At 62.5% G+C, this 21,852-nt stretch carries 17 protein-coding genes, 1 tRNA gene and 2 pseudogenes; 12 read left to right on the forward strand and 8 right to left on the reverse strand.

The window, feature by feature from the left end; translation table 11 throughout:
- The first annotated feature begins 43 nt into the window (after positions 1–43).
- The 4 genes and pseudogenes from E6X30_RS06950 to E6X30_RS10345 all read left to right on the forward strand — a co-directional run bounded on the left by E6X30_RS06950 (position 44) and on the right by E6X30_RS10345 (position 4,227).
- Positions 44–2,581 carry a TIM-barrel domain-containing protein gene (locus E6X30_RS06950; RefSeq protein ID WP_316335954.1) on the forward strand — a complete coding sequence of 846 codons (2,538 nt, stop codon included), beginning with the start codon at positions 44–46 and terminating at the stop codon, positions 2,579–2,581.
- Positions 2,582–2,830: 249 nt separating this feature from the next.
- A pseudogene (locus E6X30_RS06955) lies at positions 2,831–3,403 on the forward strand (IS3 family transposase); the annotation flags it as partial.
- A gap of 422 nt (positions 3,404–3,825) precedes the next feature.
- Complete coding sequence (locus E6X30_RS10340; protein WP_396334970.1) at positions 3,826–3,960, forward strand: hypothetical protein; 135 nt, start codon at positions 3,826–3,828, stop codon at positions 3,958–3,960.
- Between the two features lie 93 nt (positions 3,961–4,053).
- On the forward strand, positions 4,054–4,227 hold the full coding sequence (locus tag E6X30_RS10345; protein WP_396334971.1) for an HNH endonuclease: 174 nt from the start codon (positions 4,054–4,056) through the stop codon (positions 4,225–4,227).
- Here the strand turns inward: E6X30_RS10345 and E6X30_RS06965 are convergent.
- On the reverse strand, positions 4,174–4,395 hold the full coding sequence (locus E6X30_RS06965; protein ID WP_316335955.1) for a hypothetical protein: 222 nt from the start codon (positions 4,393–4,395) through the stop codon (positions 4,174–4,176). The two genes, E6X30_RS10345 and E6X30_RS06965, sit on opposite strands and share 54 nt — an antisense overlap.
- 169 nt (positions 4,396–4,564) lie before the next feature.
- On the opposite strand from E6X30_RS06965, the gene E6X30_RS06970 reads away from it, so the two are divergent.
- The 5 genes and pseudogenes from E6X30_RS06970 (at position 4,565) to E6X30_RS06985 (ending at position 8,551) form a co-directional block, all read left to right on the forward strand.
- The gene (locus tag E6X30_RS06970) at positions 4,565–5,653 is read left to right on the forward strand and encodes a DNA methyltransferase (protein WP_316335994.1); all 1,089 of its coding nucleotides are present in this window, start codon (positions 4,565–4,567) and stop codon (positions 5,651–5,653) included.
- Positions 5,653–5,973, forward strand: a complete 321-nt coding sequence (locus tag E6X30_RS06975) for a hypothetical protein (protein ID WP_316335956.1) — start codon at positions 5,653–5,655, stop codon at positions 5,971–5,973. Before E6X30_RS06970 ends, E6X30_RS06975 begins: the two co-directional genes overlap by 1 nt.
- Positions 5,973–6,116 (forward strand): hypothetical protein, encoded by a 144-nt coding sequence (locus tag E6X30_RS06980; RefSeq protein WP_316335957.1) that lies wholly within the window; start codon positions 5,973–5,975, stop codon positions 6,114–6,116. Before E6X30_RS06975 ends, E6X30_RS06980 begins: the two co-directional genes overlap by 1 nt.
- Positions 6,117–6,131: 15 nt before the next feature.
- Positions 6,132–6,290: pseudogene (locus tag E6X30_RS10350) on the forward strand (hypothetical protein); the annotation flags it as partial.
- Between the two features lie 14 nt (positions 6,291–6,304).
- Positions 6,305–8,551 (forward strand): hypothetical protein, encoded by a 2,247-nt coding sequence (locus tag E6X30_RS06985; RefSeq protein WP_316335958.1) that lies wholly within the window; start codon positions 6,305–6,307, stop codon positions 8,549–8,551.
- A gap of 36 nt (positions 8,552–8,587) precedes the next feature.
- On the opposite strand, the gene E6X30_RS06990 is transcribed toward E6X30_RS06985, so the two are convergent.
- The 6 genes from E6X30_RS06990 to E6X30_RS07015 form a co-directional block, all read right to left on the reverse strand.
- Positions 8,588–9,268 carry a response regulator transcription factor gene (locus E6X30_RS06990; RefSeq protein ID WP_316335959.1) on the reverse strand — a complete coding sequence of 227 codons (681 nt, stop codon included), beginning with the start codon at positions 9,266–9,268 and terminating at the stop codon, positions 8,588–8,590.
- A complete protein-coding gene (locus E6X30_RS06995; RefSeq protein ID WP_316335960.1) occupies positions 9,265–11,826 on the reverse strand; it encodes a DUF4118 domain-containing protein in 2,562 nt (853 codons plus the stop codon). Before E6X30_RS06995 ends, E6X30_RS06990 begins: the two co-directional genes overlap by 4 nt.
- Position 11,827: 1 nt before the next feature.
- The gene (locus tag E6X30_RS07000; RefSeq protein WP_016663118.1) at positions 11,828–12,415 is read right to left on the reverse strand and encodes a potassium-transporting ATPase subunit C; all 588 of its coding nucleotides are present in this window, start codon (positions 12,413–12,415) and stop codon (positions 11,828–11,830) included.
- Positions 12,416–12,507: 92 nt separating this feature from the next.
- A complete protein-coding gene (gene kdpB, locus E6X30_RS07005) occupies positions 12,508–14,595 on the reverse strand; it encodes a potassium-transporting ATPase subunit KdpB (protein ID WP_316335961.1) in 2,088 nt (695 codons plus the stop codon).
- Complete coding sequence (gene kdpA / locus E6X30_RS07010) at positions 14,592–16,229, reverse strand: potassium-transporting ATPase subunit KdpA (RefSeq protein WP_016663116.1); 1,638 nt, start codon at positions 16,227–16,229, stop codon at positions 14,592–14,594. Before kdpA ends, kdpB begins: the two co-directional genes overlap by 4 nt.
- Before the next feature lie 2 nt (positions 16,230–16,231).
- A complete protein-coding gene (locus E6X30_RS07015) occupies positions 16,232–16,324 on the reverse strand; it encodes a potassium-transporting ATPase subunit F (protein WP_161970209.1) in 93 nt (30 codons plus the stop codon).
- Positions 16,325–16,705: 381 nt separating this feature from the next.
- Here E6X30_RS07015 and E6X30_RS07020 point away from each other — a divergent pair.
- From E6X30_RS07020 to pabB, 3 genes are all read left to right on the forward strand, one after another.
- Positions 16,706–16,778: transfer RNA gene (locus tag E6X30_RS07020), tRNA-Lys, on the forward strand.
- Between the two features lie 326 nt (positions 16,779–17,104).
- Positions 17,105–17,944 (forward strand): aminotransferase class IV, encoded by an 840-nt coding sequence (locus E6X30_RS07025; protein WP_016663115.1) that lies wholly within the window; start codon positions 17,105–17,107, stop codon positions 17,942–17,944.
- Positions 17,941–20,145: an aminodeoxychorismate synthase component I gene (gene pabB / locus E6X30_RS07030; protein ID WP_016663114.1), complete on the forward strand. Its 2,205-nt coding sequence runs from the start codon at positions 17,941–17,943 to the stop codon at positions 20,143–20,145. Before E6X30_RS07025 ends, pabB begins: the two co-directional genes overlap by 4 nt.
- Positions 20,146–20,526: 381 nt before the next feature.
- Here pabB and E6X30_RS07035 read toward each other — a convergent pair whose 3' ends face one another.
- Entirely contained in the window at positions 20,527–21,771 is a 1,245-nt protein-coding gene (locus tag E6X30_RS07035) for a dicarboxylate/amino acid:cation symporter (protein WP_016663113.1), read from the reverse strand.
- Positions 21,772–21,852 lie beyond the last annotated feature (81 nt).

The raw sequence follows: 21,852 nt of genomic DNA on the forward strand, positions 1-21,852 counted from the left end.
GTGTGTGGGCCCACGCGGGGCCCGCGCGAGATGAGGAGACTTCATGACTGATATTGCCCTTCCCGCTGAGCTCGTCGGCGAGCATTTCCGGATCACGCCGGTCACGCCGCGCGTGGTGCGTCTCGAGTATTCGCCGAGCGGCACGTTTGAGGATCGTCCCTCAACCTTCGCGATCAACCGCGACGTAGTGCTTGATCCTTCCGAGTACTCGATTGGCGAGTACCAGGGCCGCCTCACGGTTGAGACGGAGAACTTTTACCTCGAGTATGATCGCGGCCCGTTTTCAGCGAATGGCCTGAAGGTCGAGGTCAAGGGTGGGGTTTCGGCGTATCACTCGGTGTGGCGGTACGGGCAGGATCTGTCGCTTCCCGCGGATCGTCAGCTTGCGTTGAACGGGGAGACGCAGCGCGCGCTTGACGGGAACCTCGGTGGCGCGGCCCGTACGCTCGATGTCGCCGACGGCAAGATCCCGCTCGAGCCGGGCGTGAACTCGGCGGTGGGGTATGCGGTGATCGATGATTCGAGCTCGATGGTGTTTGATGCCGACGGTCGCCTGCGTGCCCGCGCTGCCGAGGAAGGCAGCATCGACCTCTTCGTGTTTGCGGCGGGTCGCGACCACGTCGCCGCGGTGAGGGATTATTTCGCGATTAGTGGCCCTCAGCCGATCGTGCCGAAGTTCGCGCTTGGCAATTGGTGGTCGCGCTATCACCGCTATAGCGAGGAGAGCTACCTCGAGCTTATGGATGCGTTCCGGGCGGAGGATATTCCGTTCTCGGTGTCGGTGATCGACATGGATTGGCACCTCACCGACGTGGACCCGAAGTACGGTTCGGGCTGGACGGGGTACACGTGGAATCGTGACCTGTTCCCGGATCCGGAGCGGTTCCTCGAAGAGCTGCACAAGCGCGGCCTTCGCGTGACCCTCAACATTCACCCGGCCGATGGTGTGCGCGCTTTCGAGGATGCGTATGAGGCGATGTGCGAGGCGCTCGGCAAGCCCGCCGATGGCACCGCCATCCCGTTCGACGTGAACAACGATGAGTTCATGGACGCCTATTTCGATGTGTTGCACAAGCGCCTCGAGGATGAGGGCACGGATTTTTGGTGGATCGATTGGCAGTCGGGCCCGTATTCGAGCGTCGAGGGCGTGGACCCGCTGTGGGTGCTCAATCACGAGCATTTCACCCGCAGTGTGCGGTCGATCGAGCGCCCGCTCACGTTCTCGCGGTTTGCGGGCCCCGGCTCGCACCGTTACCCCGTGGGTTTTTCGGGCGATGCGATCGTGACGTGGGAGTCGCTCGCGTTCCAGCCTGGCTTCACGGCGGCTGCGGCGAACATCGGCTACGGCTGGTGGAGCCACGACATCGGCGGGCACATGGAAGGCTTTCGCGATAACGAGCTCGCGACCCGCTGGGTGCAGTTCGGCGTGTTCTCGCCGATCAACCGCCTGCACTCCTCGAATTCTCCGTTCGCCGTGAAGGAGCCGTGGAATTTCCCGGCCCCGCACGGCGAGATTCAGGCGGCGCATTTGCGCCTTCGTCTCCGCCTCGTGCCGTACCTGCACTCGATGAATTACCGCGCCCACCACGAAGGTCGTTCGATCGTCGAGCCCGTGTATTTCGAGGCGCCGCAATATCCCACGTATCGCAACGACCAGGGATACCTGTTCGGCTCCGAGCTTCTCGTCGCGCCGATTACGCGCCCCGCCGCGAAGGATGTGGGCCGCGGCAGTGTTGAGCCGATCCTGCCCGGTGGCATGTGGTTCGATCTATTCACCGAGCAGCGTTACGGCACACCCGATTCTGGTGCGTTCACGCAGGAAATGTTCCGCCCACTCGGCTCGATTCCCGTTCTCGTGCGCGCCGGCGGCATCCTCCCGCTCACGCCGGCAGGTGAGGTTCCCGAGAAAATCGAGGACAACCCCGAGGTGCTCGAGCTGATCGTTGCCGCGGGCGGCGATGGCGAGTTCACGCTTCACGAAGAGTGGAAGTCGGGCGACGACCTCGTGTGGAGCCACGTGCGCGTGGCCGTGCAGGCGTCGGAAAACACGCTCAGCATCACGATCCCCGCCGACACCCCCGAGGTGGCGCGCGAGGCGCTTGAGCAGCGCGAGTGGCGCGTGCGGCTGCTCGGGCATGACCCGGCTGCCTTTGGGGATCTGGAGGCGCAAAGCTCCGACGCCACCTTCGCCCCCGGCGCTGAAAAACTTGCTGATGAGCTCCGCATTCGCAAGCTCAGCCCGGCTGACCGGCCCGCGCCGCATGCCGCGACGATCACCGTCACCGGCCTCAAGGTCGGCGAGGAGGCAACGCTCACGAGCGCTGGATTCGGCACCGTTCTCGACGACACCGAGAAGGGCCGCGAGGTGCGTTACGCGCGCCTGCGTTCCCTCGTGAACGACGCCGAGATTGGCTTCACGCTCAAGCAGGCCATCGCCGGCGTTGCCGCGAAGCGCCCTGAGTCGCTCATGCGTGAGATTTCGGCGTTTGGCAAGGCGCCGTCGGGCCACTTGCCGCGCACCTTCGATTACGAGCAGGCGAGCCCCGAGCTCATCGCGGCTGTCGCGGAGATCTGGGGCTAAACCGCACCCGGTTGCACCACTCCCGAAACATAACGAGCCCTCCCTTCCGCGCCGCCACGAGGTGGTGCGGGGAGGGCTCTTACGTGCCGTGAAACGAGTTTCGGCGAACCTGTTTACAGAGAACTTTGAAGGCCGTGCGCGCGGTACAGCTCGAGCAGCTCGGGGAGCACCACCGCGGGATTCGGGTCGGGGCCAACGAGGCTGGCGCCCTCGGGTGTGAGTTTCGCGGTGAACCTCGTGGTCAGGGTGAAGAAGTACAACTCGTACAAAGGCACTGTCAGCCACATCGCAACCAACGTGCTCGACCGATGTTTCCCCCCGGAGGCACACAACAGGGTGTGGGTAAGTGATGTGACGGAGTTTCGGATTGCTGGCACCAAGGTCTACTTGTCGCCGATGATGGATCTCTATGATCGTTCGGTCGTGTCGTACAGCGTGTCTACTTCACCGAGCATGGCGTTGACCTCGCAGTCGTTGCGAAATGCCATTGAGCAACAATCACCAGGTCAAGGCTTGCTTGTACACACGGATCAAGGGATCCAATACCAGCATTCCAGCTGGCGTGACCTGATCAAAAGCATCGGTGGTGTGCAGTCAATTTCCAGGAAAGGCAATTGCTACGACAATGCCGTCATGGAAAACTTCTTCGGGCACCTGAAAACGGAGATGCACCACGGCGAAACATTCACCAGTCTGGAGGCGTTCTACCAAGCGATCGATGACTACATTCACTGGTACAACCATGAACGCACCCAACAGCGACTCAAGGGCCTAACCCCGATGCAATATCGGAATCAGACCCTTGAACTCCTAACCGCCTAGAGTTAAACCAGTCCAACTTTCGGGGGCTAGTTCACCAAGAGTACCTAGACTGGTTCCTGCCAGCCTGGCAAGCACTCAACGCAGATGACCAGTTCGTGTTGGGAAACTTCTTCCTCGGCCAAGGCAATCACGACGAACGAGTCCAAATGATCGGTGACCACTTCTATATTGAACGAGACAGTGTCTACCGGCGAAAGAACCGAGCATTAGATCGCCTGGCAGTAGCTCTATATGGCAGACGCTAACTTGCACCCATGCGTTAGCAAGTATTCGAGCCCTGCTATGGAAATCGTTATTTAACCCTGAAATACTGTAAGTGGTTGAAAATATAGGAACGAGTCCTCCGGCAGACAGTTATCACTTCCCGGAGGGTTTCGTCTTGCCTAGCAAGGGACGGTGAGGCTGGTGTCAAGCAAACGAAAATGTCCCTGCTCTTCGCCCGGCTGTCCCGGCTGACTGACGCCAGGTTCTGTCCCGAGCACGCCCGTGCCGAGGACACCCGCTACCGCAAGTACCAGCGCGACCTGAAAATCAACCGCCGCTATGGACGTCAGTGACGCAAGATACGTGCCCGCTACGTAGCACTCCATCCAGTATGCGAGCAGTGTCAGAAAGAAGGACGGCTCACCCCGACCCAGAAAGTCCACCACGTGCTCCCACTCTCACGCGGAGGAAGCCATGATTTCACCAACCTCATGGCCTTGTGCAAGCCCCGCCACTCACGAATCTCTGCTCTCGATGGGGATCTGGCGGGATCGGGGAACATATCGTTACAGGTAGCCCTTGAGCCACTCGGGCATGCTCGGATCGTCAACGTCCCATGACTCGATAAGTTCTTCGTCGTGTTCCCAGTTGTTCTCATGCCCGTCGAAGAACTTGAATCGGTTGCACTTGTACTTGTAGACAGTGCCGCCCTCGAGCCGATATTCGTTCCAGTAGTAGTTTTGCTTGCCGTAGCCCTTCCACTCATTGGTGGTGTAGATCGTTGCCATGGGTACTCTTTTCTTTTTTCACCACGACAACAGTGTAACGCGACCCGTCCTTCAACACTGCACAAACCTTTGCCAACTACGAGGACAACCTCGAGCACTCGGTGTGGCTCACTATGGTGCACGACCGACTGCTGCATCTGAAGAAGCTGTTGTCTGACGAAGGGTTTCCATTTGGGTTCACCTTGACGACATGGAAAGGCATCGGATGCGCGTCCTTCTGGATGAGGTCTTCGGGGCTAGAAATTTTGTCTCGATGCTCGCCTGGGAGAAAGTTGCAGGTCGAGATATCCGTTCGGTGATGTCTAAGACCTGCGATTTTGTTCTGGTCTACTCTAGTTCGTCGCTCAGGTTCAAGAATTCACGTAACCTACTTCCTCGTGATGCTGTGGCGACTGCGTCCGCCTATGCGAATCCTGATGGAGATACCAGAGGGCCGTGGACTTCGGGAGACTTCACCGCGCAATTCAACCCTGCCGAGAATCCGCGGGACTCCCAGCGCTACACTTTGATAACGCCAGAAGGCAGAAGTTTTGATCCCCCTCCGGGGCGGTGCTGGCTGCACACCAAGGACCGCTACGAGGAGTTGGTTGCTGATAATCGTGTTTGGTTTGGCGAGGAAGGGAACAACATCCCTCGGCTCAAGCGTTTCCTTTCAGAACTTCAGGATGGACTCGTTCCCAAGACACTTTGGACTCATGCAGAGGTTGGCCACAACGACTTGGGGAAGAAAGAGATCCAGACTCTCTTTACAGGGCAGCAGCCGTTCTCTACTCCTAAGCCTGAGCGCCTTCTCGAACGCATAATCCACATCGGTTCTAACCCGGGCGATATCGTCCTCGACGTTTTCGCTGGGTCGGGAACGACAGCGGCAGTTGCGCAGAAAATGGGGCGGCGGTGGGTGACGTGTGAGTTGGTTGAGGATACATTCGACCGGTTCACCCGGCCACGTCTCGAGAAGGTTGTTAATAACCAGGATCCGGGTGGAATTACCCGGCCCAAGGGTGAGCGGGTCGCGGCTGAAGATATCGAGCTGCCAGCGGGAGTCTCCCCGGAGGACGCCGCGAAGTTCACCTCGGTGCTGAACAAGCTGATAGCGGATGATCCCGAGGCGAAGAAGGATCCTCGAGTGAAGGCACTCAAGGCTGCAGCGAAAACGAAGCGCACCAAGGAAGTCGTGAACTGGCGCGGCGGTGGTGGTTTCCACGTCGCTCACTTGTCGCCAGCATGCTTTGACTACGATCAGCGCTGGATCGGGTGATGCTGACTCCGGAAGCCACTGGTGAGGTGCTTGTCGCCTCGGTGGCTGCGAACCTCGAGTTCTCGCTGCTGCACCCCGACGATGACATGGTGTTTGACGGGCGCCGTGGCAACTCCCTGCTCAAGGTCGTTGAAGGCGTTGCAACCATTGAAGAGGTCGATCGACTGGTGGAGCAGATTCAGCCAGGTGAAACGATCGTGCTGGCGGTAACCGTGGTACTGGATGGGGTGCGAGAGCATTTGCGTCGAGCTCGCAAGGGGTCACGGGTGGTAGCGATCCCGGACGATATTTTCCGCTACTCGCAAGGTGGTGAACTCTGATGGCCAAGCGTTTGAGCATCAGCTTCGATTCGGACTTGCTAGAGGCGATCAGCTCTGATTTCGACCTGCGAGCCCCCAACAAAGAAGCACTCCGTCAGCTCGTCTTCACGCTCGATGGCGATTACGACCCGCAGGTGCAGTAGGTTCTCAACCTCGCTACCGGTGTAGGCAAGACCTACCTGATGGCAGCTTTTGTGGAGTATCTGCGCCGCCAAGGCGTGGGCAACGTTGTGATCGTGACCCCGGGTAAGACAGTGCAGGGAAAACGGTTCAAAACTTCACGCCTGGCTCGCCACGCTACATCGCCGGTTCGATAGTGCCACCGGAGGTGGTGACTCCACAGGACTACTCGGCATGGATCGCCCGCCAGAATGGCCCGGCCCAGCTCGCAGTTGGGCGGGAAACCCCGATGCTGGCGTTCATTTTCAACATCCAACAGCTGATTGCCCCAAAGTCTGATGAGGGAGACACCCACGGCGCTACCCAGGATGCGATTCGTCGTAAGCCGCGTCGTTTTGATGAGAACGCCGGGGTGCTGTTCGACTACCTCAAGGAGTTGGATGACCTAGTGGTGATTGCTGATGAGTCCCACCTATATGGCTCCAGCGCCGTGGCGTTCAATGCGGCACTTCGAGAACTTGATCCAGCGGCGACAGTCGGTCTAACGGCGTCTGTTGATAAGAAGACCGATCATGTGATCTACGAGTACCCGCTTTATCGCGCAATTCAAGACAAATTCGTGAAGGCTCCAGTGCTGGCGTTTCGTAAGGGTGGCTACGGGACCGACACGGCCCCTGAAGAGCAGCAGCTACGAGACGCGTTGCGGCTGCGGGAGAACAAACAGGCGTACTACGACTCTTTTGCTGCAACCAATAACCGTACCCGCGTAAACGCCGTGTTGTTCGTGGTCTGCTCTGACGTCGACCACGCGACCCAGGTAACCGCGCTCCTACGGACGCCGGAGTTCTTCGGTCGAGATTCCGCAGTGCTGCAAGTGGACTCCAAGCATGAGGACGATGCAACACAGAAGCTACTTGAACACCTCGACCAACCTGATTCACCCATGCTTGCTGTGGTGAGTGTGAACAAGCTCAAGGAAGGCTGGGACGTCAAGAACATCGCAGTCGTCGTGACACTGCGAGCTATGGCTTCCGAGGTTCTCACACAGCAGACGATGGGCCGTGGTCTTCGTTTGCCGTTCGGGAAGTACACCGGGATTGGGCAGATTGATCAGCTCGATATCATTGCCCACCAGTCCTTCACCGAGTTGCTTGCAGCCGAAAACGTGCTCCAGCAGTTCGGTCTTGAGGAAGCCGCCAAAGGCGCGGACAAGAAGCAGGTGGAAGCTGCCATTCGCGCCGCCGCAGAGCACACTTCCACTGTCGCAGGCTCCATCACTACTCCTGTAATACCAAGCGAACAAAACCCCGCTATTCAGCCCAGCCTGAGCAACGGTGAACTTTCGCCAGGCTCGCCGACTGATCAAGGCGACGCTCTAGATGCTTCGACCTTGGCCGGGGTTGGCGTCCGCGCGATCGATAGCGAGCTTCCAACGGAAGGTGAGGCACCAGCATTCGAGATTGTGATCGCGAAGCGTAACCCGGCTTTTTCGGACGTCGAGTACGCTTTTCCAACCAGCGTGATCGAGACTGAGCAACCACCCATTGACCTGTCTGAGATCGATGACTTTGAACTGGAGAATGCAGCCCGCAAGGTCACCTCAACCGGTGACGTGCTGTTCCGCAAGGAGATCATCGCGGCCCTGGGTAAGAAGCTCCGAACGGAAGACCGTGAGAGCGCCGAGGTCGACTCGGTATACGTAGACGATGTCGATGCCAAGGACACCCTGGTGCGGCTCGTAATGAACATGAGCTTGGTACCGAAAACCGACGGCACGGCACGCTACGTCGAGACTTTTCTCGTACCGAAATTCATGTCGAAGGTCACCTTCACAGGCTGGACCGTGAAGTCATTGGACTCGGCACAAAGCCAACTTCAACAGCTCATTCAGGGGTACGTGCACCAGGTTCTGCGGTCTACTCGCGAGGTGCCTAAGGTCTATCCAAAGATGATGCGGATCGAGGACCACAGCCTGCCGATCGGAGAAACAATCCACGATCAGGTTGAGGGCCGCGACGATTTCGTGGTGCGCCGCACCTACGGTGGCTGGTTCAAGTCCCTGATGGAGTCTGAATCATTCGACTCTTACAGCGGGGAGTACGTGCTGGCGAAGCTTTCGAACACCTCACCAAGTATCGAGTGGTGGCATCGCCTGCACCCAAACGCAGGTGCATTCGTGTACTACAACGCGAAGGACCGCTACTTCCCTGACTTCGTCGCCCTCGACGTTAATGGTGTCCACTGGATCATCGAGGGCAAGTCTGCGAAGGGGCGAGAAGATGCGGTTGTGCAGGCCAAGCGCAAGGCTGCGGAATCGCTCGTCCGTCGATTGGTTGCCGAGGAGGCCTACGCAGGGCAGCAATGGGGCTATCTCATCGCCTACGAGGATGACATTGCACAATCCGACTCGTGGGAAGACCTCAAGGCTCGAAGTCAACCTGTGAGCAACGCTTTGTAGGCGTGCCTTTTCGAGTAGCGACCTGCTGTGCTGCCGCTAGTCCCCAAGCACGAACCGATGCCCGAGGCCCGGCTCGGTGAGGAAGTAACGCGGGGCGGAGGAATCCTCCTCGAGTTTCTGGCGGATCTGCGACATGTACACGCGCACGTAGCCGGCCTCGTTCGTGTACTCGGGGCCCCACACGTTCGTGAGCAGCTCGTCTTTGCGCACGAGCTGGTTCGGGTGGCTCACGAGGTAACTCACGATGCCCCACTCGTGCGGAGTGAGGCGCGCGGGGGTACCGCTGACGGTCACCGTTTTCGCGGCGAGGTCGATCGTGAGGCGCCCGTCGGCGGTGGTTACGACGGGGGAGGGGGAGCCCGACGTTCGCCGCCGGAGGTTAGCGCGCAAACGCGCAAGGAGCTCCCCGAGCGCGAAGGGCTTCGTCACGTAGTCATCGGCGCCGCGATCGAGCGCCTCGATCTTCGATTGAGTCTCATGGCGAGCGGTGACGACGATGATCGGGACGTCTGACCAGCCGCGGATCCCGTCGATCACGTCGAGACCGCTCATGTGGGGTAGCCCGAGGTCGAGGAGAACGGCCTCGATCGGGTTGTCGGCGGCCATGACGAGCGCCTGCTCCCCGGTCGTTGCCGTGAGCACCTGGTATTTGCGGGCCGTGAGGTTCACGGTCATGGCCCTCGCCAGTGCCGGATCGTCCTCGACGATGAGAATCATGACGCGCTCCCAACGGTGGTTTCGTGTGCGGGGGTGGGCGCACTGTCGGCAGTGGCTGGAGCGATCGTGAGCGGCAGTGACAGCACCATTGTGAGCCCACCTCCCGGAGTGTCGTCGGCGGTGAGCGTGCCGCCCACGCCTTCCGCGAGCCCGCGCGCGACCGCGGCGCCGAGGCCAAGCCCGTGGCTGTTCGTCGTGTCACCGAAGCGCGTGAAGGGCGTGAACAGGCGCGCCTTGCTCTCCTCGGTGAGGCCGGGTCCGTAATCGATCACGCGAATGAGGATACGCTCGCCATCCTGTGTCGCGTCGATCGTGACCCCCGAGTCGGTGTGTTTGGCGGCGTTGCTGATGAGGTTCTCGAGCACGCGCTCCATGAGCGCCGCATCCGTCGTGATCGCCGGCAGTTCGCGCGAAACGCGCACCTCGAGCGAAGGCGGCACGAGGGAGGGGTCCATGTGGTGGAGGGTTTGGGCAACCAGCTCGGCGGGTCCGACGGTGACTGCCTTAACCTCGAGCTTATTCGTGTGGATGCGCGACATGTCCAGGAGGTCCGCGACGATCCGATCCAGCCTGTCCGAGGACGATTCGATCGTGCGCAGAAGCTCCACCTGTGCTTCGCGGGGAAGGTCAACGTCGTCGAGGAGGAGACCCGAGACGGCCGTTTTAATCGTCGCGAGCGGGGTGCGCAGGTCGTGCGAGACGGCCGTCAAAAGCGCTGTGCGCACGGAGTTCGCGGCCTCGAGCTGCCGGGCTTGCGTGCGGGCCCGGTTGAGCTGCGCCTGCGTCATGAGACTCACGAGCCGGCCCGAATAGGCCTCGAGGAGCTGCTGCTCGCTCGACGTGAGCGGACGGCCAACGAGGGCGAGAACATGCTGGTCGTCGAGCGAAAAGGCTTCGTCGGCGAGCGTGACCGATTCGATCGGGATGCCTACTTTGTACTCGGGCACGAGCGCCGTGCCCTCGACGGTGGCGAGGGCGACGCCATCCTGGCCGAACGTCGTGGCGATCTGTTCAAGGATCTCCTGAATGCCGATCCCGTCGCGGATGACGGAGCGGGCAAGCTCTGTCATGAGCTGCGCGTGCCGACGGGCCTCCTGGGACTCGCGCTGGCGACGCACAGCGCCATCGACAACCTGGGCGACGAGGACCGCGACGAGCACGAACACGATGAGCAGGAAGATGTTCTTCGGTTCCGTGATGGACAGCGTGTGCGTGGGCGCGGTGAAAAACCAGTTGAGCAAGAGCGCGCCGCCGATGGCGGTCGCGAGGGCCGGCCACAGGCCCCCCACGAGGGCGACGACGACGGACGCGAGCACGAAGCTCATAATCGCCGTGGACAGGTGCGCCGTGGGATCGCCGAGCGCGAGGTTCGCGAGGGTGACGACGATCGTGAGGACGGTCGCGAGTGCCCAGCCCGTCGCGAGCCGCGCGGGGGAGAGGCTCGTGGGCGGCGCGGGAGCCGACCAGTGCGTGGCGGGCGGGTCCACGGCGACGATGTGCACGTCGATGTCGCCGGCACCGTCGATGATCGCGGCGCTCGTGGACCTCATGAGCAGCCGTTGCGCGAAGCCCTGACGCGACGCGCCCACGACGAGTTGGCTCGCGTTCACGGTCGAGGCGAAATCGAGGAGCGTGCGCGGGACATCATCGCCCGAAAGCACGTGCCATGAGCCGCCGAGAGATTCGGTGAGGGAGCGCGCCTCGCTCATCTGCTCGGGCGACATGCGCGGTGGGCCATCCGCCGCGAGGACGTGAACGACGAGGAGCTCGCGCCCGGCGATGCGCCCGGCGATGCGGCGGCCACGTCGAATGAGCGCGGCAGTCTTCGGGCCGCCGCCCACGGCCACGAGGATCCTCTCGCGCGCCGCCCACGGCTCCTTGATGCCCTCCTCGCTGCGGTACTTCTCGAGACCATCGTCGACCTGATCGGCGAGCCACAAAAGCGCGAGCTCGCGAAGCGCCGTGAGGTTCCCCTTGCGGAAGAACTTGCTGAGCGCCGCATCCACGGTGGCGGGCCCGTACACCTGCCCCTGCCGCAGCCGCACGCGCAGCGCATCGGGGCTCAAGTCGATCAGCTCGACCTCTTCCGCTTCGCGCAGGACCGGATCGGGAATCGTCTCGTTTTGCACGTGGCCCGTAATGTTCGTGACCACGTCGTTGAGGGACTCAAGGTGCTGAATGTTCACGGTCGAGATGACGTTGATGCCTGCATCGAGCAAACGGTGAACATCCTGCCAGCGCTTCGCCGTCGTATCCTCACCGTGCACGGTATGAGCGAGCTCGTCCACGAGAACGACGTCGGGCTTACGCTCGATAATCGCCGGAACATCAAGTTCGTCATACGTCGAGCCGCGATAGCTCACCCGCCGAGGCGGAATCACCGGCAGCCCCTCAAGCCTCGCGGCGGTCCCCGAACGCCCGTGGGTTTCAACGACGCCCACGACGACGTCCTCCCCGCCCTTCAGGCGGTCATGGGCCTCCTCGAGCATCGCGCAGGTTTTACCTACGCCGGGGGCAGCCCCCAGATACACCTTGAGTACACCGCGCACCGTGTTCATGTCAGTCCTTCGCCGCAAGCAGGTCGAGGTTCAGGTCATTGACGTTGACGACCTCTTCGCCTGCAAAGCCGAGGGTTCGCCCCTGGGTGTGCTTCTTGACGAGCTGTGCAACAGCTGACCGCGAAAGCCCCGAGTTCTTCGCCACTCGTTCGATCTGGATGCGAGCATACTCCGGGCTGATGTGTGGATCGAGACCGGAACTGCTCGCGGTCACCGCATCCGCGGGGACAACGGCCTCATCCACGCCGTTCTCGCGGGCGATAAGGGCGCGCTGCTCAGCGACCTGCGCGGTGATCTCCTCACCTACGGGGCTCAAGTTCGAGCCGCCCGAAGCCAAACCGTCGTAGTTGCCCGCCGACATCCGGGGGTGGAACAGAGCGGGGTCCTTCGACGTGTCCTGAGCGATCAGGGACGATCCAACGGTGCGGCCATCGAGGCTCATCATGGAACCGTCGGCATTGTGAGCGAACGCCCGGCCCGCGACCCACACGGCCGCCGGATAAAACAGGCCAAGCACAACGAGAAGGGCAAGAAGAACGCGCGTGGAGCGCCACACGGCGGAGACGAGGCCCGAGAGTGTCGAGTTCATGAGTTTTCCAATCGAGAGAAAAACGACAGTGGTGGTGGGGCCGAGCCGGAGAGGTCACGAGAAGCGGCGCCCTCGCGGCTCGGCCCTCATGGTTAGAGCCCGGGAATGATGCTCACGACAAGGTCGATGAGCTTGATCCCGATGAACGGAACGATGAATCCGCCAAGGCCATAGATGAGCAGGTTGCGGCCGAGGAGCTGGTTCGCAGAACCCGGCCGATACTTCACGCCCTTGAGTGCGAGAGGAATGAGCGCAACGATGATGAGCGCGTTGAAGATCACGGCCGAAAGGATCGCCGACTCGGGTGAACTCAGGCGCATGACGTTGAGCGCGTCGAGACCCGGGAAAACACTCACGAACATCGCGGGGACGATCGCGAAGTACTTCGCCACGTCGTTCGCAATCGAGAAGGTCGTGAGAGCACCGCGCGTAATGAGCAGTTGCTTGCCGATCTCCACAATCTCGATGAGCTTCGTCGGATCCGAATCGAGGTCCACCATGTTGCTGGCTTCCTTCGCGGCCTGCGTGCCGGTATTCATGGCCACGCCGACGTCGGCCTGCGCAAGCGCAGGGGCATCGTTCGTGCCATCACCCGTCATCGCGACCATGTTCCCACCGCGCTGCTCACTGCGAATGAGCGCGAGCTTGTCCTCGGGCTTCGCCCCCGCGAGATAGTCATCAACCCCGGCTTCCTTCGCGATCGCGCGAGCGGTCAGCTCGTTGTCACCGGTGATCATGACGGTGCGGATGCCCATCTTGCGAAGGTGCGCGAACCGCTCCGTCATCCCCTCTTTGATGACGTCCTTGAGGTGCAGGCTCCCCAGAACGCGGCGCTCGCCGGCCTTTTCTTCGGCGACGACGAGGGCGGTGCCACCGTCGGAAGAAATCGCCCGTACGGCCTCATTGACATCCTCCGTGACGGCCCCGCCCTTCGCAGCGACCCACTTGAGGATCTCGGAGGCCGCGCCCTTGACGATGCAGTGCTCGGGAGTGCGCTGCACGCCACTCATGCGCGTTTCCGCGCTGAACGGAATGAACTCAGCGTTTCGATATTCGCTTTCGGGAATCGGGCCAACGCCCATGGTCGTCGTCGCGAACTCCACGATCGAGCGACCCTCGGGGGTCTCGTCCGCAAGTGAAGACAGGAGCGCGCCGTACGCGATTTCGTCATCGCTCACGCCGCTCGCGGGAATGAACGCGCTCGCCTGGCGATCACCCACCGTGATCGTGCCGGTCTTGTCCAACAGCAGAGTCGTCACGTCGCCAGCGGCCTCGACCGCGCGGCCCGACGTCGCCATGATGTTGCGGCGCATGAGCCTATCCATGCCGGCGATACCGATCGCCGAAAGGAGCGCGCCGATCGTCGTGGGGATCAGGCACACGAGCAGAGCAATGAGGACCTCGATCGGCTGCTTCGCACCCGCGTAATTGGCCATGGGGACGAGAGTCGCGACGACGAACAGGAAGATGAGCGTGAGCACCGAAAGGAACGCCGAAAGGGCGATCTCGTTCGGGGTCTTCTGCCGCTGCGCGCCCTCGACGAGGTCGATCATGCGGTCCACGAACGTGTTGCCCGGCTCCGAGGTGATGCGCACCTCGATCTCGTCCGAAAGGACGCGCGTGCCGCCCGTGACCGCCGAACGGTCGCCGCCGCTTTCACGGATCACGGGAGCGGATTCGCCCGTAATCGCAGACTCATCGACCGTCGCGGCACCCTTGACGACGTCGCCATCGCCCGGGATCGTCTCGCCGGCACACACCACGACGATGTCGCCGGGGCGAAGATCCGCAGCGGGCACCTCCTCGATGCTTCCATCCTCGCGGCGCACGCGGCCCACGGCCGCTGTCTTCGCGGAACGGAGCGCATCGGCCTGCGCCTTACCTCGACCCTCGGCCACAGCCTCGGCGAGGTTCGCGAACACGACCGTGAGGAACAGCCAGATCGCGAGCGAGAACACGAACACGCTCGGCTTGAAAAAGCCCACGATGATCGTGATGAGCGCGCCCATCTCGACGATAAACATGACGGGCGTGCGCACCATGTGCGCAGGGTTCAACTTGCGCAGCGCCTGCGGGAGCGCCTTGGTAAGAGAGCGCGGCGTGAAGCCTGATCCGGAATTCGCGGTCTTCTCCTCGTGAGGCTGCGAAGAAACGCGGTCGGTCACCTGTACCTGAGTCATTTCATGAGTCCTTCAGCAAGTGGTCCAAGAGCGAGCGTCGGAAGGAAGGACAAGCCGGTCACGATGAGCGCGATGCCGGCCATGACGCCTGCAAAGAGAGGTGTGTGAGTGCGCAGGGTGCCGCGGTTAGTCGCGACAACCTCCTTGGCGGCGAGCTTGCCCGCGAGCGCCACCACGAACAGCATCGGCAGGAAGCGGCCAAGCAGCATGGCGAGGCCGAGCGCCACGTTGAAGAACGGCGTGTTCGCATTGAGGCCCGCGAAGGCGGAACCGTTGTTGTTGGACGCCGACGTGAACGCGTACAGCACCTCGCTGAAGCCGTGGGGGCCGCCGTTGGCGAGCGACGCCGCCGTCGACGGCAGGGCGATGGCGACCGCCGAGCCCACGAGCACGAGCACGGGCACGACGAGGATGTACAGGCTCAGAAGCTTGACCTCGGTCGGGCCGATACGTTTGCCCATGTAGACGGGCGTGCGGCCCACCATGAGCCCGCTGATGAACACGCTCATGATCGCGATGACGAGCATGCCGTACAGGCCGGAACCGACGCCGCCCGGCGCAATTTCACCGAGAAGCATGTTGAAGATCAACAAACTGCCGGAGATCGGTTCGTAAGACGAATGCATCGAGTCCACGGCGCCCGTTGAGGTGAGCGTCGTCGCGGTCGCAAACAAGCTCGAACCGACGATCCCGAAGCGCGCCTCCTTGCCTTCCATCGCGGCGAGGTGATCGCCCGCGAAGTGAAGCTGGAGGGCGGTCGTGGCGGCCAGCGAACCGATCGCGAGAACAGCCATCGCGCCGAGAACAGCCCAGCCCTGACGCTTGTCGCCCACCATGATTCCGTAGGTGCGGGGGAGGGCGAACGGGATAAGCAGGATCAGGAAGATCTCGATGAGGTTCGTGAGACCGTTCGGATTCTCGAACGGGTGCGCGGAGTTCGCGTTGAAGAAACCGCCACCGTTCGTGCCGAGCTCCTTGATCGCTTCCTGGCTCGCGACGGGCCCGCCGGGAATGATCTGTGTTCCACCGGTGAGAGTGTGCACGTGCTGGGCCGCGTTGAAGTTCTGGATGGCGCCGCCGGCGATCAGGAGGATCGCGCCGATGAACGCGATCGGCAGAAGGATGCGGAAGTTACAGCGCACGAGGTCAACCCAGAAGTTGCCGAGCTTATCCGTGTCATGGCGGGCAATACCGCGAATGATCACGATAGCCACGCAGATTCCGACGGCGGCCGAAATGAAGTTCTGGAACGACATGCCCAACATCTGCGTGAGATGGGACATCGTCGTTTCACCGCCGTACGACTGCCAGTTCGTGTTGGTCACGAACGAGGTTGCCGTGTTCCACGCCTGCGTCTCTTCGACAGGGCCGAGGCCGTGTGCCATGGGCAGCCACTGCTGAACACGCTGCAGGATGTAGAGGCCGAGCACACTCAGGAGGGAGACGGCGAGAATGTTGCGAAGGTAAATTCGCCACGAGTGCTCGCGGTCTGTTCGGATCCCCGCGAAGCGGTACACGAGCCGCTCCGGCCACAGGTGGCGCTCAGAGGTAAAGGTGCGCGCCATGTACGCGCCGAGCGGTCGATGCACCGCGACGAGTGCCGCGATGAGAACGAGGATTTGAACGAACGCCATGACTACCCGAACCTTTCCGGTCGAATGAGTGCATAGGTCACGTACACGATTGCGGCTGCGCAGATGAGCAGCCAGGCGATATCGAGGATGGTCACAGCAGGCTCACCGCCGATGCGAGGCCCAGGCATCCTCCGAAGAACACGGTCGTCAATACGACAAACACAATGTCGAGCACGGTATGGCTCCTGAATGGTGCTGCCGGAAACCCTCCGGCGTGGCGGATCCGCAACCGGGGTACCCGGTGTGCGAAGTCGCTCGGTTGAGCGGCACTGCTATCGAACGTCGAGGTCGCCCAGGCCCGAATGAAAACTGACGCGTTCTTGACGCGGCGCCGATTTTTCCTGACACATTCTTGACACCGCCTGGTCAGGGCTCACATTTTTGACCTGTTTCTCGCCGTGCGCATGCGTGAGGTGCGCCCCGCGAACTTGGAGGCGGGGCGCGGGCCCGCTATGCTGTTGTAGTTCGAGTAACAGGGGCCTTTAGCTCAGTTGGCAGAGCATCGGACTTTTAATCCGCGGGTCGCGGGTTCGATCCCCGCAGGGCCCACTCGACATGTGAACGGGCGGCTTGGTCATCATGACCGGGCCGCCCGTTTTCTGTGCCCGCCAGGTCGTGGTCGCCCGTTTTGAGCCGTCGTCCGCGCCCCGCTCTTCCTGTCTCTGTTTATGAAGAATCTGTCTCATCCCGGCCCTGCCGCTGCTTGGGTTGGCTGGTTTCTTCATAAAGAGCAACCGGGCCTGGGCTGCTGTAGTTCTTCTTGCCCCTCGCTGCGCAAGCTCAAGCCGGTGTACCTTTATCACTGCAGCCAGCAACAATGTCGCCTGCAACGCCCCGCCCACCTGCCCGCGCGATCACTGTGAAGGAGCCCTGCCGTGCCACTCGTTGATTCCTTCCTCGTGCGAGACGGCCGCGCGGTAGCCCCGAGCGCACACCGGGAGCGTATGTGCGAGTCGGCGCACGAGTTATGGGGCGCCGAGGTGGCCCCGGGCGCGATCGACGACGCCGTCACGGCGCTCTACGAACAAGCCGCGCACGCACTCGGGGGAGAGTCAGACCTGTTCTTCCCAAAACTCACCCTCGAGCATGTTGGCGGCGAGCTCAGCTACACCTTTGATCCGCGTTCCATCGCGGAGGAGCGCCTGGAGACCAACGCGCACCTGATCGCCTATCCCGGCAGCGATGAGCGCACCCACCCGCGCCTCAAGGGCCCCGATTTCGCCTGGCAGGAACGGGTGCGCGCGTGGGCCGTGAACAACGGCGCGAGCGACGCCCTTCTGCGCACACGCTCAGCGGAGGTGAGCAGCGCCGGAAAGCCCGACGGCACCTCGCACCCCCTCGCCCCTCAAATCCACTACAGCGAAACCGCATACGGGAGCGTCGTCCTGTGGACGAACGGCGTGCTCGTCACGAGCATCGATACCGACCGCCTGCCGAGCGTCACCGAACGCCTGATCGTGAAGATCGCGTGCGAGCGCGGCCACGAAACCCTCGCGGCGCCCCTCACCAAGCAGCGCCTTCTCGAGGCCGACGCCGTATGGCTGCTCAGTTCTCTGCACGGGGTGCGCGAGGCAACCGTCGGACTCACGGACCTGCCCGCCCCGCACATTGCCGACACCTACGCCCCTCCCCGCGGCCCCTTCGCTCCCGCTGCGCGGGACTTCCAGGCCGCGCTGTGGGAGCGCGCCGAACCGATCGGGGAGCTTGCCGCATGAGCGTGCTGATCATCGACAACCACGACTCGTTCACGTTCAACATCGCGCACCTCGTCGCCGAAGCCTCGGGCGAGATGCCGCAGGTGGTGCTCGCGAGCGGGCCACGCCCGAGCCTCGATGGCATTAGCCACGTGATCATCGGCCCGGGCCCCGGAACACCGCACAACCCCGGTGACCTCGGTTGCTCCCCGGACGTTTATCGAGAAGCACTCGAACGGGGCATCCCCGTGCTCGGTATTTGCCTTGGCCTGCAGCTCATGGCCGTCGCCCACGGCGGGCGCGTGGACCGTGCGCCCACCCCCATGCACGGTCTCGAGGATGAGGTGCATTTCGCCGACACAGTGGCAAACGATCCGGTGTTCGCGCGCCTGCCGAAAGTGCTGCGGGTCGTGCGCTACCACTCTCTCGCGATCGACGATTGCCCGCCTGAACTGGAAGTTCTTGGTACTACCGCCGACGGCGTCATCCAAGCAGCACGCTTGCGCGGGCGCAACGCGTGGGGCGTGCAATTCCACCCTGAGTCGATTCGCACCGAAGGCGGATTCGACCTCATGCGCGCCTTTCTCGCCGTCGGCGGCGGGGCCGCACCATGTCCTCGCCCCACGACCGCGCAGTGTGAAAACAGTGCAGGGGCGGGCTCGGCCCGGCCCTCGGCGGTGGGCTCCGACGTTGGCGCGGCGAGCGTCGGCCCAGAGTTTTCAGCGCCGACGCTCGCCTCCGCACCCGATTCAGCGCCCGCGACCCACACGTTGCTGCTCGGCAGCGAGGTGACGTTGACGAATGTTTTCACAGAGGCTGAAGCGCTTTACCGCAACCTTTTTTCAGCGCACGAACGGGCGGTGTGGCTCGACTCGGCAAGCGAGGATCACCGTTCGCGCTTCTCGATCATGGGCGCGTGCGATGGCCCAGGGGCGCACCTTTTCGAGTATCGAGTTCCGGAGGACGAACGCGTCGAGGGCGTTCCCGCAAAGGACGGGTTCTTCAGCGCGATGCGGATGAGGCTGAACGCGGTGCGGCTCGATGAAGAGGGGCGGCGCGCGTCGCAGGCCCTTGGCGGCTTCGCCCTCGGATACGTGGGCTACCTCGGCTACGGGCTCGGTGCCGAAACCCTCGGGCTCGAGCGAGAGTCTCGCGAGGACATGGAACCCGATGCTCACCTGGTGTTTCTCACGCGCGCACTCGTGATCGACCATGATCGCGGCACGGCGAGGGCCGTGGCGCTCGCGGAGCTCGACGCCGATGCGGATCATCCCGGAACGATGGGGGAACAGCATTCGTGGATCGTTGAAACGACTCGGAATCTGGTCAGCGTGCTCACGGGGGCGGGAGAAGCGCACGGGGAAGATCAGGGCGGTGAGGCGGAAGCTGGCGTCGGACCCTCACCCGCGTCCACCTACCGGCACACCGTGGCGGAATACGCGAAATTGATTGACCGCTGCCAGGAACTCATTAACGAAGGCGAAAGCTACGAGCTGTGCCTCACGAACGAGGCGCAGGTGCCGGGGAAGTACGACCCCCTCGACGTGTACGCGCAGCTGCGCCGCGTGGCGCGCGTTCCCTACGGAGCGTTTCTTCAGTGTGGAAAGTGGAGCGTCGCGAGCGCGTCGCCCGAGAGGTTTCTCGAGGTGAGCGCCGCAGGTGAGGTTGAATCGCGCCCGATCAAGGGAACGGCACCGCGCTCCGCAGATCCGGAGGAGGATGCGAGACTGCGCGCCGAGCTCGCCGCAAGCCGCAAAGACCGAGCCGAAAACCTCATGATCGTCGACCTCGTGCGGCACGACCTCTCGCGCGTGTGCGAGGCTGGCAGCGTGAAGGTGCCGCACATCTACCAGGTGGAGTCCTTCCCAACGGTGCACCAGATGATCTCCACCATTACCGGCAGGCTCGCGCCCGGCCGCACCGCCCTCGACGCCATCGAGGCGGCCTTCCCCGGCGGCTCGATGACAGGTGCGCCGAAACTTCGCACGGTGCAGCTTCTTCGCGACTTGGAGGGAGGGCCGCGTGGCGTCTACTCCGGCGCGATCGGGTGGATCTCGCCGAACGGGGCGGCATCGCTCAGCATTGTGATCCGCACGGCGGTGCTCGATGAGGCCGGCGCTCGCTTCGGCGTTGGCGGTGCGATCACGCGCCTGAGCGATGCCGGCGCCGAGATCGAGGAAACATTCACGAAGGCCCGCACGGTGAGGGCTGCCCTCGGCTGAGCGCTGCGACCTATCGGCTGAGCGCTGCGACCTAGGAGACGTGGCTTCGGGCGCGCCGGCTGAGGTGTTGCGGGTGGGGGCTGCGCCGCGGTCCAAGGCTGAGCCGTCGCGATCTAAGGCTGTGCCGGTGTCTCGCGTCGCGATCTGAAGCTTTTCCGTCGCGGATGGTGAAGAAAGTGCGGGGTTGCTGGCTTGGGTGGGGGTGTGGAGGCCAGTTTCTTTATGGAGAGCGACGGCAATGGGGCTAGCTACGGGAATCTGGGGTGGGCCCGAGGCGAAGGAAAGGCGCGGCCGAAGCCACGCCTTTCCAATTGCTCACTGCAGTGGTGCTGTGCGGTGCAGCGATGCTGCTATGTTCAGCGGTGATGCAGTGTGCAGCGCTTAGGCCGCAGCAGGTCCCTCAGCAGTGGTCGGCGAAGCAGCGTTCTCGGCGGTGGCGACTTCCTCGTCGTCATCGTCGCTGACCTTGCCGCCCGAGAGGCGATCCACGATCGCCGCGATCGCACCGTCGCCCGTGACGTTCGTGGCGGTGCCGAACGAGTCGAGCGCCACGTAGAGGGCCACCATGAGGCCCACCTGCGATTCATTGAACGCGAGCTGCTCCGCGAGAAGCGCCGAAGCCGTCACGATCGCGCCGCCGGGCACGCCGGGAGCAGCGATCATCGACACGCCGAGCATTGCCACGAAGCCGAGTAGGCTCGCGAAACTGTAGTCGCCGTGGGTGGTCCACAGGATCGCGAAGGCGAACAGGGTGATCTTCACGGTCGAGCCGGCGAGGTGGATCGTGGCGCACAGCGGAATCACGAAGTTGGCTACGGGCTTCGACACGCCGGCATCCTCAGCGCAGCGAGTCGTCACGGGAATCGTCGCGGCACTCGAGCTTGTGCCAAGCGCGGTGGCGTAGGCGGGAAGCATCTTGCCGAGCATGACCAACGGGTTCCTGCCCTTGGCAACACCGGCCGCAGTGAATTGAAGAACGAGCATGATCGCCGTGAGCACGAAGGCGAGCACCACGATCGGGAGCATCTTCATGATGATGTCCCACACTTCTTTCTTCGCCGTCATGTTTTCGAAAATGGCGAAAATGTAGAGCGGCAGAAGCGGCACGATGATCTTCGAAATCGTGGTGTTCACGATCTTGCGCAGCTCGAGGAAACCCTCGTGAATGGTGGCGGCGCGCACAGCCACGATGCCAAGGCCGATCACGAAGCTCGTAATGAGTGCCGTCATCACGCCAAAGATGGGATCCATGGCGATCTCGAAGAATGGCTCGAAGCTCGTTTCTGGCTCGCTTACCCCGCCGAGTTTCGTGCTCTCCCCGAGGAGCGTGGGGAAGGTGAGGTAGCCGGCGGCGATTGCGTAGGTGCCAGCGACGAGCGTCGAGGCGTACGCGAGCGCAGCAGTCACCCCGAGCCACTTGCCAGCGCCTTTACCGAATTCGGAAATGGCGGGCGTAATCAGGCCGATGATGATGAGCGGAATGATGAAGCTCAGGAAGTTGCCGAAAAGCTTCGAAAACGTTGCCGTCCCCCGCGACAGCCAGTCCGGCGCAACAAGCCCCACGAGAATGCCAAGCACAATCGCGATGACGATCTTCGTCAGCAGTGAATTCAGGATCTTTTTCATCAAGACTCCATTGTCAGCGTTAGGCGCGCGGTTCCGCGGCCTCCAAGCACTATAGGCCTCTGCGGGACTTTTCGCACACTC

Source organism: Dermabacter sp. (genome assembly GCF_032550575.1).
GTDB classification, from domain to species: domain Bacteria; phylum Actinomycetota; class Actinomycetes; order Actinomycetales; family Dermabacteraceae; genus Dermabacter; species Dermabacter hominis.

Excerpts from the sequence above, each read along its gene's own strand:
- E6X30_RS07035 (WP_016663113.1), bottom strand. The coding sequence starts at position 21,771 with ATGAAAAAGATCCTGAATTCACTGCTGACGAAGATCGTCATCGCGATT.
- E6X30_RS07000 (WP_016663118.1), bottom strand. The coding sequence starts at position 12,415 with ATGAACTCGACACTCTCGGGCCTCGTCTCCGCCGTGTGGCGCTCCACG.
- pabB (WP_016663114.1), top strand. The coding sequence starts at position 17,941 with ATGAGCGTGCTGATCATCGACAACCACGACTCGTTCACGTTCAACATC.
- kdpA (WP_016663116.1), bottom strand. The coding sequence starts at position 16,229 with ATGGCGTTCGTTCAAATCCTCGTTCTCATCGCGGCACTCGTCGCGGTG.
- E6X30_RS06965 (WP_316335955.1), bottom strand. The coding sequence starts at position 4,395 with ATGGCAACGATCTACACCACCAATGAGTGGAAGGGCTACGGCAAGCAA.
- E6X30_RS06995 (WP_316335960.1), bottom strand. The coding sequence starts at position 11,826 with ATGAACACGGTGCGCGGTGTACTCAAGGTGTATCTGGGGGCTGCCCCC.
- E6X30_RS06980 (WP_316335957.1), top strand. The coding sequence starts at position 5,973 with ATGGCCAAGCGTTTGAGCATCAGCTTCGATTCGGACTTGCTAGAGGCG.
- E6X30_RS10340 (WP_396334970.1), top strand. The coding sequence starts at position 3,826 with ATGTCCCTGCTCTTCGCCCGGCTGTCCCGGCTGACTGACGCCAGGTTC.
- kdpB (WP_316335961.1), bottom strand. The coding sequence starts at position 14,595 with ATGACTCAGGTACAGGTGACCGACCGCGTTTCTTCGCAGCCTCACGAG.
- E6X30_RS06975 (WP_316335956.1), top strand. The coding sequence starts at position 5,653 with ATGCTGACTCCGGAAGCCACTGGTGAGGTGCTTGTCGCCTCGGTGGCT.
- E6X30_RS06950 (WP_316335954.1), top strand. The coding sequence starts at position 44 with ATGACTGATATTGCCCTTCCCGCTGAGCTCGTCGGCGAGCATTTCCGG.
- E6X30_RS06990 (WP_316335959.1), bottom strand. The coding sequence starts at position 9,268 with ATGATTCTCATCGTCGAGGACGATCCGGCACTGGCGAGGGCCATGACC.